The sequence below is a fragment of the Microbacterium sp. genome (assembly GCF_041909575.1).
Taxonomy (GTDB): Bacteria; Actinomycetota; Actinomycetes; order Actinomycetales; family Microbacteriaceae; genus Microbacterium.
In genome coordinates this window covers 14,005-27,495 of sequence record NZ_JAYRDE010000029.1, presented here as the reverse complement: position 1 = coordinate 27,495, position 13,491 = coordinate 14,005, and the positions used below count along the sequence as shown (strand labels likewise).

The 13,491-nt window shown below is 70.3% G+C and carries 10 protein-coding genes; 4 read left to right on the top strand and 6 right to left on the bottom strand.

Annotated elements, in window-relative coordinates; genetic code table 11:
- The coding region (gene cydB / locus ACE3O1_RS06310) for a cytochrome d ubiquinol oxidase subunit II (protein WP_374313563.1) at positions 1–865 on the bottom strand (865 nt) is incomplete at its 3' end.
- Between the two features lie 9 nt (positions 866–874).
- On the bottom strand, positions 875–2,320 hold the full coding sequence (locus ACE3O1_RS06305) for a cytochrome ubiquinol oxidase subunit I (RefSeq protein WP_374313561.1): 1,446 nt from the start codon (positions 2,318–2,320) through the stop codon (positions 875–877).
- A 261-nt stretch (positions 2,321–2,581) separates the two neighbouring features.
- Between ACE3O1_RS06305 and moaA the strand changes: the two genes are divergently transcribed.
- Positions 2,582–3,634 carry a GTP 3',8-cyclase MoaA gene (gene moaA / locus ACE3O1_RS06300; RefSeq protein WP_374313567.1) on the top strand — a complete coding sequence of 351 codons (1,053 nt, stop codon included), beginning with the start codon at positions 2,582–2,584 and terminating at the stop codon, positions 3,632–3,634.
- 2 nt (positions 3,635–3,636) lie between these two features.
- Positions 3,637–4,509, top strand: coding sequence for a formate dehydrogenase accessory sulfurtransferase FdhD (fdhD, locus tag ACE3O1_RS06295; RefSeq protein ID WP_374313559.1), 873 nt, complete (start codon positions 3,637–3,639; stop codon positions 4,507–4,509).
- Here fdhD and ACE3O1_RS06290 read toward each other — a convergent pair.
- Together ACE3O1_RS06290 and ACE3O1_RS06285 are read right to left on the bottom strand one after the other, a co-directional pair.
- On the bottom strand, positions 4,467–5,105 hold the full coding sequence (locus ACE3O1_RS06290) for an ArsR family transcriptional regulator (protein ID WP_374313557.1): 639 nt from the start codon (positions 5,103–5,105) through the stop codon (positions 4,467–4,469). The two genes, fdhD and ACE3O1_RS06290, sit on opposite strands and share 43 nt — an antisense overlap.
- A gap of 159 nt (positions 5,106–5,264) precedes the next feature.
- A complete protein-coding gene (locus ACE3O1_RS06285) occupies positions 5,265–6,680 on the bottom strand; it encodes a DUF222 domain-containing protein (protein ID WP_374313555.1) in 1,416 nt (471 codons plus the stop codon).
- A 204-nt stretch (positions 6,681–6,884) separates the two neighbouring features.
- On the opposite strand from ACE3O1_RS06285, the gene ACE3O1_RS06280 reads away from it, so the two are divergent.
- The gene (locus ACE3O1_RS06280) at positions 6,885–7,247 is read left to right on the top strand and encodes a hypothetical protein (RefSeq protein WP_374313553.1); all 363 of its coding nucleotides are present in this window, start codon (positions 6,885–6,887) and stop codon (positions 7,245–7,247) included.
- Positions 7,248–7,310: 63 nt separating this feature from the next.
- On the opposite strand, the gene ACE3O1_RS06275 is transcribed toward ACE3O1_RS06280, so the two are convergent.
- Both ACE3O1_RS06275 and ACE3O1_RS06270 read right to left on the bottom strand, forming a co-directional pair.
- Positions 7,311–11,663 carry a family 43 glycosylhydrolase gene (locus tag ACE3O1_RS06275; RefSeq protein WP_374313551.1) on the bottom strand — a complete coding sequence of 1,451 codons (4,353 nt, stop codon included), beginning with the start codon at positions 11,661–11,663 and terminating at the stop codon, positions 7,311–7,313.
- A 185-nt stretch (positions 11,664–11,848) separates the two neighbouring features.
- Positions 11,849–12,430, bottom strand: coding sequence for a Dps family protein (locus ACE3O1_RS06270; protein ID WP_374313549.1), 582 nt, complete (start codon positions 12,428–12,430; stop codon positions 11,849–11,851).
- A 137-nt stretch (positions 12,431–12,567) separates the two neighbouring features.
- On the opposite strand from ACE3O1_RS06270, the gene ACE3O1_RS06265 reads away from it, so the two are divergent.
- Positions 12,568–13,305, top strand: coding sequence for a sulfurtransferase (locus ACE3O1_RS06265; RefSeq protein WP_374313547.1), 738 nt, complete (start codon positions 12,568–12,570; stop codon positions 13,303–13,305).
- The last annotated feature ends 186 nt before the right edge of the window (positions 13,306–13,491 follow it).

Here is a 13,491-nt window from a genome sequence, read left to right as displayed (position 1 = left end):
GGCTGTTCGCGAGATCCGTGCTCGAGGGCATCACGAAGGGGAAGAGGGCGAACCACAGCGCGAGCACCGCGGTGACGATGGTCACCGCGCCGAACCCGAACGCCCAGCCTTCGCGGCCGCGCGCGTTGGAGATCCAGGAGGCGAGCAGGAGCACCGCCGCCACCGCGGAGAGGACCGCGGTGACCATGGCGAACTCCCGCCCCTCGGTGAAGGCCAGTCCGACGGTCCACACCAGGAACGCCGCCGCCACGACGATGGTGAGCGCGCCCGCGCGGCCGGCGAGCCGGCGCGCGTCCGCGGCGACCTGGCCGTCGGTCTTCAGCGCGATGAAGTAGACGCCGTGCGTGAAGAAGAGCAGCAGGGTCGTGAGCCCGCCGAGGAGGCCGTAGGGGTTCAGGAGCGTGAGCAGCGAGCCCGTGAACTCGTGATCGACGTCCAGCGGCACGCCCTGCACGATGTTGGCGACGGCGACGCCCCACAGCAGTGCCGGGACGGCCGAGCCGATCACGATCATCCTGTCGAAGCCGCGCTTCCAGCGCAGGCTGTCGCGCTGGTGGCGGTACTCGAATGAGACGCCGCGCAGGATCAGTGCGAGCAGGATGAGCAGGAGCGCCAGGTAGAAGCCGCTGAAGAGGGTCGCGTACCACTCCGGGAAGGCGGCGAACAGGCACGCACCGGCGACGATGACCCACGTCTCGTTGAGGTCCCACACCGGGCCGATCGTGTTGATGATCTGGCGCCTGCCGATGTCGTCCTTGCCGAGGAACGGCAATGACATGCCCACGCCGAAGTCGAACCCGTCGAGCACGAAGTAGCCGACGAAGAGGAAGCCGACGATCCAGAACCAGAGGTATGCGAGATCCATTGCCTGCTCCTAGTAGACCGTCGTCGGGGTGTCGTCGACCGCTCGTTCACGAGGATCGGGATCGTCCGGGCCGGGCAGCGGGTCGGGGCCCTTCTTGGCGGTCTTCATGATCAGCCCGATCTCGACCACCGCGAGCGCGGCGTAGATCAGGGTGAACGCGGTGAGCGAGATGAGCACCGTCCAGCCGGGGACGCTCGGCGAGACGCCGTCCTCGGTGAGCATGAGCCCGAACACGATCCACGGCTGACGGCCCATCTCGGTGAAGACCCAGCCCACGAGGATCGCGAACAGGGATGCCGGCCACGCCCAGACTGCGAGCTTCCACGCCCACTGCGGCACCTCTCGCTTGGCCTTGCGGCGGGTGAGCCAGAGGCCCACGACGGCGGTGAGGGCCGCGACGGAGCCGAGTCCGATCATCCAGCGGAAGGACCAGTACGTGACCCATAGCACCGGCGCGAAGCTGCCGTCGACCTGGTCGGCGAACTGTGGGAACATCTCGGTCGTGTAGAGCGCGTTGAGGTCGTTGATGCCCTCGACGCAGCCGTCCAGCGAGTGGGTCGACAGCAGCGCGAGCAGGTACGGCACGCGGATCGAGAACAGCTCGCTCGAGCCGTCGGGGGTTCCCAGCGTGAAGATCGAGAACGAGGCATCCGCTCCGCACACGGTGTCGAACGTCGCCTCCGCGGCTGCCATCTTCATCGGCTGGGTGGAGACCATCACGAGGCTGAGCTGGTCGCCCGACAGCGCGACCCCGCCGAACGCGACGATCATGCCCCACAGGCCGTACTTCAGGGACGAGCGCATCATCTCGACGTTCTGACCGCGCATGAGCTGCCAGGCCGAGATCGAGATGATCACGCCGGCGGTCATCATGAACGCTGCGAACAGGGTGTGGGGGAGGGCGGCCAGGGCGACCGGGTTCGAGAGCACCGCGAAGAAGTCGGTCATCTCGGCGCGGGAGCCGTCCTCGGCCATCCGGAACCCGACCGGGTTCTGCATGAAGGCGTTGGCGGCGAGGATGAAGTAGGCCGAGAACCAGGCGCCGATGGTCGCGATCCAGATGCTCGCGAGGTGCAGCGCCCGGGGCAGGCGATCCCAGCCGAAGATCCACAGGCCGATGAAGGTCGCCTCGAAGAAGAAGGCCATGAGCCCCTCGAAGGCGAGGGGAGCGCCGAACACGTCGCCCACGAAGCGCGAGTACGCCGACCAGTTCATGCCGAACTGGAACTCCTGGACGATGCCCGTCACGACGCCCATGGCGAAGTTGATCAGGAAGATCTTGCCGAAGAAGCGGGTCAGGTGGAGCCACTTCACGTTCCCGGTGCGGAACCACGCGGTCTGGAAGATCGAGACCGTGAGCGCCATGCCGAGGGTCAGCGGCACGAACAGGAAGTGGTACAGCGTGGTGAGGCCGAACTGCCAGCGGGCAAGGAGCAGAGGGTCCAGCAGATCCACGATGCGTTCTCCGATCGCTCGAATCATCCTGTGGTCTGACCACAGTACCATGTGGTCAGACCACACGCGGAGGCACCCCGGGCAGGGTCCCTGCGAGACACGATCCCAACAATCGCGCGTCCGCGCATCCGGTTCCGCCGTGAAAAAGCCCGGGCACGGAACCGTGCGGGCGGTGCGCGGCTACGCTCGAACCATGGCGAATCGTGTCCGGCACCGCAGGACGCCCGCGTGACGGCGATCCCGGTGACGATCGCGCCGCGGATGCCTCGCACCGCGACGCCGTACGATCACGCCGCCGCCGGACCCGGACGCCCGCTCGTGGACACCCACGGCCGCGTCCACCGCGACCTGCGCATCTCGCTCACCGACCGGTGCTCGCTGCGGTGCACCTACTGCATGCCCGAGCAGGGGAACGAGTGGCTCGCGAAGTCGAGCATCCTCACGCTCGACGAGATCGTCGCCGTCGCCCGCATCGCGGCGGCCGACGGCGTGACGACCTTCCGTCTCACCGGCGGCGAGCCTCTGCTGCGCACCGACATCGTCGACGTCGTTCGGCGTCTCGCCGGGGTGCGCGGGCCCGACGGCCATCCCGTGGACATCGCCATGACGACCAACGGCATCCGCCTGCCCGAGGTTCTGCCCGATCTCGTCGACGCCGGCCTGCGACGCCTGAACATCTCCATCGACACGCTGCGCCGCGACCGATTCCGCGACCTCACGCGCCGGGACCGTCTCGACGACGTGCTCGACGGGATCGCCGCGGCTGCGGCATCCGCTCTGCGCCCGCTGAAGCTGAACGCGGTCGCGATGCGCGACGTCAACGACGACGAGCTCGTCGACCTCGTGGAGTTCGCGATCGCCCACGACGCGCAGATGCGCTTCATCGAGCAGATGCCGCTGGACGCCGGTCACACGTGGGACCGCGCCCGTATGGTGACGCAGGACGAGATCCTCGCCACGCTCTCGGCGCGCTGGGAGCTCACGCCGGTGCCGGGTCGGGCCGGCGCGCCGGCCGCGCGCTGGTATCTCGACGGCGGCCCGCACACGGTCGGCGTGATCGCGTCGGTCACCGCCCCGTTCTGCGGGGACTGCGACCGGCTGCGCCTCACCGCCGACGGCCAGCTGCGCAACTGCCTGTTCTCGACGACCGAGTACGACCTTCTTCCCGTCCTGCGCGGGGCCGAGGGGAGCGCTCGCGACGAGGCCGTCGATCGGATGCTGCGCTCCTGCGTGCACGGCAAGCTCCCGGGGCACGCGATCGACGATCCCGCGTTCCTGCAGCCCGTGCGCGGCATGAACGCGATCGGCGGCTGAGGATGGGCCGGCTCACGGTCCACCGCCCGGTGCTCCGCATCGCGGACGACGGAGAGCGACTCGGTAGTCGGCGGCGCGGCGACACGCTCGTCGTCGAGGAGCCGCTCGAGATCCGGGTCGGCGGCGCGCCCCTCGCGATCACGATGCGCACCCCGGGGCACGACGTCGAGCTCGCCGCGGGATTCCTGGTGTCGGAGGGCGTCATCGCGCACGGCGGGCAGTTCCGCTCGGCGATCCACTGCGGTGGTCCCGGCACCGGTGCGGTCGGTTCGGCGGGCAGCGCCGAGAACACCTACAACGTCCTGGATGTCGCCCTCGCGCCCGGGGTCGCTCCGCCCGATCCCGACCTCGCGCGTCGCTTCTACACGACGAGCTCCTGCGGGCTGTGCGGCAAGGCCTCGATCGACGCGGTCGAGACAGTCTCGTCCCATGTCGTGGCGGCGGATGCCGCGCCCGTCGACGCCGCCCTGCTGCTGAGCCTTCCCGATCGGCTGCGCGAGGAGCAGGCACTGTTCGGCAAGACCGGCGGCCTGCATGCGGCGGCGCTGTTCGACGCCGCGACGGGCGAGCTCCTGGTGGTGCGCGAGGACGTCGGACGTCACAACGCCGTCGACAAGGTCGTCGGCTGGGCGGTGCTCGCCGATCGCCTGCCGCTGCGGGGCACCGTGCTGCAGGTGTCGGGCCGGGCGAGCTTCGAGCTCGTGCAGAAGGCCGTGATGGCGGGCATCCCGATCCTGTCGGCGGTGTCGGCGCCGTCGTCGCTCGCGGTCGAGCTGGCCGAGTCATCCGGGCTCACCCTCGCGGGATTCGTGCGCGGAGGCTCGATGAACGTCTACTCCCGGCCGGACCGCGTGGGGCTCGACGCCGCAGGCTGAAGCGACAGCTGCACGACGCAGTGCGCCGGGTCGCAGGACGGCGCGATGCCGTCGATCCGCAGCGGTCCGCCCGCCTGCGCGAGGACGCCGTCCATGAGTCCGACGTGCACGCGGCACAGGGTGCCGCGGTGGTCGGTCGTCGTCGCATGCGGGCACGGTGTCAGGTCGACGGTCAGCCCGGTCTCGTCCACGAGCGGGTCGAAGCCGGCCATGCCGAGATCCTCGACGAGCGCGTCGAGCTGGTGGAGCGCCTCGGGCTGGAGCGTCTCGCGCCCGCCGGTCGGGTACACGCGGCGCAGCAGGTCGCCGCGGACCGCGGCATCCCTCGCCCGCTGCGCAGCGATGGGGCTGGATGCGTCGTCCTCACCGCTCGCGGCGGTGTAGAGCACCCGCGGCCGCCCGCGCGTCGTCCGGTGCTCGGTCTCGGCCACCACGTACCCGGCGTCGATGAGGCGCTGGAGGTGCTCGCGGACCGTATTGGGGTGCAGGCCCGTCGCCTCGACGAGCTCGGCGATGGGACGGCGCGGCCGCTGCTGCACGAGGTGCATGATCTCCACGCGCGAGTAGCTCGAGATCGCGCTGTAGCCGGCCGCCATGCCCCCATTATGGCGAAGCGCGCCGGGCGCACCCGGCCCCCACTCGACCCCTCGTCCGCACGCGGCCCCCACGCGATACCTCGTCAGCGTCCGTCCCCCTCGTCCGCACCCGGACCTCTCCACCGCGTTCGTTCCGCGCCGCGCGCTGATTCACCCGGATCATGCCCGCGCCGATGCGTGTCTCTCCCGCAATCGCACGGGCGACTTCGTGACCGCGCGCCACCGCAGGGACGAGTCCCACCAGGAGGGGCCGCGCACTTCCGGGATGCCGCCCCTCATCCGGACCTTCCACCCGCCCGTGTCGATCGTGCGGTGGTGGAACCAGCACAGCAGCACTCCGTTGTCGGTGTGCGTCGGGCCACCGCGTGCGGCCTCCTCGACGTGGTGGATCTCGCACCAGGCGGCCGGCACGTGACACCCGGGGATGACGCACCCGCCGTCGCGCAGCACGATCGCCTTGCGCTGGTGGGCGGCGAACACGCGATCGGCGACGCCGATGGCCAGGATGCGTCCGCGGTCGTCGGCGGTCACCCGCTGCACGGCGCCGGAACACGCCACCTGCCGCGCCACCGCCAGCGGCAACGGCTCGTCGCAGCCTTCGAGATGCGCGAATCCGCGACCCTGTTCCAGATCGCCCGCCCGGACGGACACGACGAGCGTCGGTGCGGCGCCGCCGATCGTCGGCAGTTCGCCCGCGCGTGCCGCCACGCCCAGCGCCGTGGCGAGGGCGTCGTGCTGCTTCTGCGCTCGGTTGCGGGGATCGGCGGATGCCTCGACCGGTTCGCCAGGGTCGCGCTCCACGAAGACCGGGCCTGCAAGGGCCCCGTCGACCTTCGGGTTCAGCAGGCTGTCGAAGATGCGCGTGAGCTGCCCGGCGACCTCGGGCAGCAGGGCACCGCGAACGGGAACCAGCCCGTCGCGGCATACCCCGAGCGTCAGCCCGCGTCGGCGCAGCGCCCGTGCGTCCCGCGGCTCGGCGCCGTCCTGATCCAGATACATCGCCCACACGCCCGCCTGCGCGCGCAGCTCGTCGGCGCACGGCACCGGGCCGCCGTCGGCCCCGTCGCCCCGCAGAGCCGCGGCGAGCTCTTCGTCGGCCGCCCGGCGGGCGTCGGGCTCGCAGGCGGCGGCATCCAGCGTCGCGATGACCGCGGACAGCGCATCCACGCCCGCCGCGCCGCCGGCCGCAGCCTCCCGCATCGCCGGGTACGTCGGCTCCAGGACGAGCCCGCTCGCCGTCACCTCCCGACGGATCGCCCGCCCGACGCGGACGAACTCCGCAGCCGACCTCGCCGAGACCTTCGTGACGCGCTGGACGAGCTCGGTCACCGACCGGCAGCCGTGCACCGTGGTGATCCGCTCGGCGTGGGGAGCGGCATCCGCCCGTGCGTCGACCTGCGCGACCACCTCGACGAGGAGGGCCTCCGACTCGCGGCGCACGCGCGCCAGCACCGACAGCGCAGCGAGGAGATCGTCGTCGACGAGACCGACCGCGGCGTCGACCGCGAACGCGCGGGACACCGTCGAACCCAGGGCGCGTTCGATGCCGCGCAGCGTGTCGACGAGGTCTTCCATGCCCTCCATTCTCGTGAGGGGTTCCGACATCAACCGGTGGAAAGACCCGATCAGAGGAATAATCCTGTGAATAGCACCTACGGCGACCCGGTTGGGGAGGAGGCTCGTGCGATCGCTCGTCCATCCGCTCGCTGCCACGCACCGGCCTTCTCATCCTGAGCGGGGGACGCGAAGCCCCGCCACCGCCCCGATAGGGTCATCGCCATGGCAACTCGTCACGACCAGGAACCCCACGGCGGCGTCCTCAGCGGCAACGGCAGCCCCGGGCTGTGGGGCGCGCTCATCGGCCTCATCATCTTCGCGTTCGTCGCAGTCCCGATCTCGGCCGCGGTGCGGTTCGCAACGCACCCGAGCACGCAGCAGCTGTTCGGCGGGCGGCTCGAGGATGCCTCGACCACCGGCTACGTGCTCTTCTGGTGGATCGTGGCGATCCTTCTGTTCGCCCTTCCCTTCCTCGTGGGCTGGGGCGTGGCCAAGCTCTCGGGCAAGACGCTCGGGATCATCGCCGCGATCATCGGCGTCTTCTTCATCGCCATCCTGATCATGGGCCAGATGTTCGTCTTCTGACCCCCACGCACGGACGAGAGGGGGCGGGTGCATCGCGCACCCGCCCCCTCTGCGCGAGTCCCGTCAGCCGCACACCTGCGCGGAGTACGAGGCATCCGTCACCGACGTCACCTGCTCGCCGTCGACCGTCGCGCTCGCCGTCACCGACACCGTGCCGCCCTCGATGTTCGCCAGGCGCGTGCTGAACGCCTGCGACGACGTCTTGCCCGGCTGGACCGCGGCGACGGTCTTCGAGCCGTAGGTGCTCTCGACCTTCAGCGCGACCGGCACGTCGTCGCGGTTGACCACCTGCACGATGAGCGTCGTCTTGCCGCTCACGCAGCGGGCCGACACCGCGACGTCCACCTCCGGACCCGTCTCGGGCAGCACGATCGTCTGCGGTGCGACGCTCTCCAGCGTCGGGACCACCGGCTGGATGAGGCCGTCGGCTCCGAACTCCAGCTTGTCGATCGTCGTCTCACGGTGGGTGCCGTCGCCGCCCGGGAGCGCGAAGCGGTGGTAGGCGATGTACCAGTCGTCGGTTCCCGGCACGTTGATGATCGAGCTGTGTCCGGGGCCCTTGATGCCCAGCGACAGGTCCTTCTGCAGGATCACGCCGCGGTAGGTCCAGGGTCCGCTCATGCTCGTCGCCGTGGCGTAGCCGACACGGTAGTTCTCCGAGCCCGTGTCGTCGATCGCGTAGGTCAGGTGGTACAGCCCGTCGCGGTAGTTGAAGAAGACGCCCTCGCGGAAGTCCGTCAGCCCCGTGATGCGCTGGTACGTGCCCGGCTTGATCGAGACCATGTCGTCGCCGAGCTCGGCCAGCACCGGCGAGCCGTTGCCCCACCCGAGGTGCCACTTCCCGGTGACGGGGTCGTGGAACGCCGCCGGGTCGATCGCCTGGCCCGACGTGACGGCCTCGTTGTTGAGGATCATCGCGTTCGGCTGCGCCACGAATGGGCCGAGCGGGCTGTCGGCCACGGCCACCCCGATCGTCTTGCGGTTCAGCGCCGCGTTGTGTCCGCTGAAGTAGAAGTAGTACTTCCCGTCGCGCTCGATGATCGTCGGCGCCCACGCGTTGCCCGTGGCCCACGGCACGTCGCCGTTCGCTCCGTCGAGGGTGAGGAAGGGCTCGTCCGAGCGCGTCCAGTCCACGAGGTTCTTCGACGACCAGACGTAGAACTCCTTGCCGCCCCAGCCGGGGAAGCCGTCGGTGGTGGCATAGATGTAGTAGGTGTCGCCGAACACGGCGATGTTCGGGTCGGCGTAGAGTCCCGGCAGCACGGGGCTGTTGACCACACGGGCCTCGATCGTCCACGTGGTGGTCCCGCCATCCGGCTCGCTCAGCGTGTACGTCACGGGTTCGCTGAGGTCGACGACCGACCCCGAGGCAGGCGACACCGTCACGCCGGGGGCGGTCGTGAACGTCGGCGCGAGGCTCGTCACGTCCGTGCCCTTCACCACCGGGATCACGGCCGTGTGCGCACTCGCATCCACGATCGGCGCCGCCTTCAGCTTCGACGGATCGCTGAGCGACACGTCGAGCAGCTGGTCGGTGACGCCGGCGTTCGCCAGCACCTCGCTCGCGGGGAGGGCGCGGTTGTAGACGCGGACGTTGTCGAACCAGCCGCGGAAGTAGGCGTCGCCCGCGTAGAACGACTTCCCGAGGTAGCCGGCGAGGTTCTCGCCGAGGTCGGCCACGCGTGTGTTCAGTGCCGCGTTCTCGCCCAGCTTCACGCCATCGGCGTACACCGTCATCTTCGCGCCGTCGAAGACGACGTCCACGCGGTGCCACGCGCCGCTCGCGACCGATCCGGTCACCGCGGACTCGTTCTGCCACGACGACTGGGTGATCGCGCTGCGCACGTCGCCGCCGCGCAGCCTCAGGAAGTAGTACTTGCTCGTGTCGGCGCCGAGCGCGAAGGTGAAGAAGTTGCCGCTCGCGAGCTCCGACTTCACATCCATCGACACCGTCATCGTGCTGCGGCCGTCGAAGAACCCTGCCGGGAACGACGCGAACCCGTTGGCGGTGCCGTCGAGGCGGAGAGCCTTGCCCTTCGCGGCATCCGTCGCCACTGCCGCGGTGCCGCTCGCCGTCAGATCGGCGTCGCCCGCCGAGTCCCCGAGCGTGCCGTCGTCGAAGGTGTACTCGGCGATCGGCTCCTGCTGAGGCTCCTCGGGCTCCTCCGGGTCGACCGGCTCGTCGCCGTACGCCTCGAGCAAGCGCTCCTCCTCGGCGGCCGACAGCCGAATCACCGAGCCGTGGCGGAAGCGCTGGTCGAACGAGTACTGGTCGGCCCCGGCCCCCACGCTCAGCTGCGTGAAGTCCAGGCTCTCGAGCGTCTCGGCGGTGTGGCCGTAGTAGCCGCTCTGGTCGCCCATCGCCGCCCAGCGACCGTCGGGCAGCGGGTAGACGGTGAGGCCCTCCATCGAGGCGCGGAGGCCGTGAGCGGATGCCTCGCCCCGGTCGATCACCCGAGTCCAGGGGCCGTCGAGCGACGTCGCCGTGTCGACCACGGTGTGCCAGTCCGACGTCGAGAAGCGGTAGTAGGTGTCGCCTTCCTTCGCGATCGTCGAGTCGATGATGTTCGGACCGGTGAGCCCGTCGCCCTTCTCGTTGAGCGACGTCCAGATCTCGGGTTCGGTGAAGGTCGTGAAGTCGCGCGTCTTGGTCAGGTACATGCGCAGCGCCCAGTCGTTCGTGCCGTCGTCGGTGCGGTCGCGGGCGGCCCAGTAGACGTAGTACTCGCCGGTCTCCTCGTTGTAGGTCGCCTCCGGCGCCCACACGCAGCCGGCCTGGTCGAAGCCGGCGAACACGATCCGCTGATCGCTCCAGTTCACGAGGTCGGTCGACTCCCACACCACGATGTTCTGGCTCGCGTTGAGCTGGTCCCAGCCGGAGCCGCCGGCCCCGCCGCCCTCGGCGTGGAGGTCGGTTCCGATGATCCAGTACTTGTCGCCGTCGGGGGAGCGGACGAGGTGCGGGTCGCGCACGCCGAGGTCGCCGCCGAGGTTGGCGAGGATCGGCTGGTCGTCGTTGAGCTTGGACCAGTGGAGGCCGTCGTCGGAGTGGCCGAAGAAGATCTTCTCGTACCCGCCCTCGGCCGCGAAGTGGGTCCAGAGGTAGCCGGCCGTGTAGTCGGTGTCGAGGTCGGCGGGAGCGGCCGTGACCGTGACGGGGATGCTGCGCGTCGCGGTGGTTCCGGGCACGGTGGCCGTGAGGCTCACCACGGTGTCGGTGGCGCCGCGGGTCACGACGCCCGCCGCCTTGCCGCCCTGTGCGGTCGTCGTGATCACGCCGGAGGGCGACGCCGACCAGGCGATGGCGCTGCCGTTGACCGAGCCCTCCGCCGGGAGGGTGATGTTGCCGCGGATGTCGCCGGCGTTCGGGATCACGACGGCGTCCAGGTCCTCCTGCGCGAGCGCCGCTCCGCCGGGCAGCGGGAGCACGGTCGCGGTGAACGCCGTGGTGCCGGTTGCGGTGCCGCGGGTGAGCGTCGCGGTGAGGGTGACCTCGGCGGCGGGTGCTCCGGCTGCCGGTCGCGTGACGACGCCGGCGTCTGTGATCACGGCGGGGTCGCTCGAGGCCCACGTCAGGGTCGAGCCGTTGGCGCCCTTCGCCGGGAGCGCGACGTTCGCGGTGACCGAGTCGAGGTCGCCGAGCGAGAGCGCTGCGGCGTCGCGCTGCACGCGCGTCGCGTCGGACGGCACCAGTGCGGCGACCTCGCCCGCAGTGAGCGCGGTGTCGTAGATGCGCACGTCGCGGAGACTCCCCGCGAGCCGCTTGTCGGCGTTGTAGACCGACCGCCCGAGGTAGTTCGCGGTGGTGACGCCGCCGCCGATGCTGCCGGGGGTGGTGGTGACGCCGGTGTTGGCGCCGACCTCGACGCCGTCGAGGTAGATCCGGGCCGTGCTGCTGGCGTCGTCGAGCGTGTAGGTGATCGTCTTCCAGACGTCGCGCTCGAGGTTCGACCCGCTGCTGGCGGTCTGCTCGGTCGACCAGTTGCCGGTCGCGATCGATGTCTTGTAGGAGTTGCCCGTCGAGTACAGGTACCCGTTGCCGACACCCCCGCCGTCGGTGTTTCCGAAGCCGTAGATGAAGTACGGCGTCCCCTGCGCGGAACGCACGAGAACCTCGGCGCTCACCGTGATCGAGGTGAGGCCGGCGAGGAGGTTGTCCGGCAGATCGACGTAGTCATCCGTGCCGTCGAGCCGCACGCCTTCGCCACCGGTGAGCGACGCGCCGCCGACGTACGTGCCGTCACGACCGGAGCCGGACGCGTCGACGGCGACGGTACCGGCCGTCTCATTCAGGGGATAGTGGGCGACGAGCGTCGCTGCGGCCACGGCGGGCTGCGAGGCAGCGACCACGCCGGTCAGACCGAGGGCGATGGCCGTCAGGCTCGCGAGGGTACGTCGGACAAGAGGCTGCTTCATCGCACATCCTTCGGTCGCCGCGTCAGCGCGACGTGGTGGGTTTCCGAGGCGATGTTAGCGCTCACCCTTACGGCCCGCAAGGATCAAGTTACCGCTCACACTTTGCGATCGGCGAGCAAGCGGCCCGGAATCGGCGCTGCCCACCGTCCCGGAGGACTGGTGGGCAGCGTCTGGGGCGCCTGGGATCACCGCTTCGGCGTGCGGTTCTCCGCGCTCACCATCCACGAGAGCTGTTCGACGCGCTCAAGGATCGCGTGCAGGATGTCAGCACTCGTGGGGTCTTCTTCGTCGACGTCGTCGTGGACGTCGCGACAGGTCGATGCGACCGCGTCGAGCCGCTCGGTCATGAGGTCGACGACCTCGTTCGTGGCGATCTCGCCCTGGGGGAACTCCGGCAGCGTCGTGGTCTGCGCCACGAGATCGCTGCGTCCGTCGGGCAGTGCGTGCAGCGAGCGCATGCGCTCGGCCACCGTGTCGCCGAACTCGCGTGCGGCGTCGATGATCTCGTCGAGCTGCTGGTGTGTGTCGCGGAAGTTGCGGCCCACGACGTTCCAGTGCGCCTGCTTGCCCTGCAGCGACAGCTCGATCAGATCCACGAGCACCTTCTGGAGGTTCTCGCTGAGCGACTCCGAGGCGGTGAACCCCTGCTCGGCGTTCTGCTCGCTGGTGAGCTCCGCCCCGCTCCCGCCGCGGGCGGTGCGGCGGCGGTTGCGCGCCGCAGGTGCGCTCGCCTTCGAGGGGGTCTTCTTGGCTGTGGTGGTTGCCACGGGCGTTCTCCTCTCGTCGGAACACCCCGACGCTAACCCGGCTCCTCCTCGTGGCCTCGGGGATTGCCCTCGGCGCCGCGGAGTGCTACCGCGCCGGCCGGGATCGGTCGTGATCCCGCGGAACGTAGGCTGGAGGAGTGGCATCGGTCCTGAACGTCTCGGCGTACCTGTTCACGCGGATCGACGACCGCGAACAGCTGCGTCCGCTCCTGCGCGAGCGCGCGGGGGCCCTCGGGCTCAAGGGAACGATCATCCTCGCCGAAGAGGGTCTCAACCTGTTCCTGGCGGCGGACGAGGCATCCGTCCGCTCCTTCCTCGACGACCTTCGCGGCGACGTGCGGTTCGCCGGGCTCACCGCCCGGGAGAGCTGGTCCGACGCGCAGCCGTTCCGGAAGCTCCTGGTCAAGCTCAAGCGCGAGATCATCCGCATGGATCGCCCGGCGATCCGGCCCGAGTCGGGCCGGGCGCCCGCGGTCGCGCCGGTGCGCCTGCGCCGCTGGCTCGACCAGGGGCACGACGACGACGGGCGCGAGGTCGTGCTGCTGGACACCCGCAACGCGTTCGAGGTCGACTACGGCACGTTCGCGGGAGCCCTCGACTGGCGCATCGAGCGCTTCACGCAGTTCCCGGATGCCGCGGCCGCCCATCGCGACGAGCTCCGGGGGAAGACCGTCGTGAGCTTCTGCACCGGCGGCATCCGGTGCGAGAAGGCCGCGATCCACCTGCGCGAGGCCGGTGTGGAGGCGGTCCAGCTCGACGGCGGCATCCTCGGCTGGTTCGAGCACGTCGGCGGCGCCCACTGGACCGGCGAGTGCTTCGTCTTCGACGAGCGCGAGGCCCTCGGCCCCGACCTGGCGCCCCGCGCGCACGCGTGAAGCCGCGGCATCCGTCCCCCGACTGGACGGATGCCGCGGCCTGATCCGATACGCGCGCTCGACTGCCCCCCGACGCGGCGCACGCCCGGATGCTTCCGGTGTGTCCGGATGGGCGGCCAGGTGCCGCCCTGAAGTGGAGGAGCGCCGCGCCCGCGCCGAGATACACCGCGGGGCAAGCGGATTCCC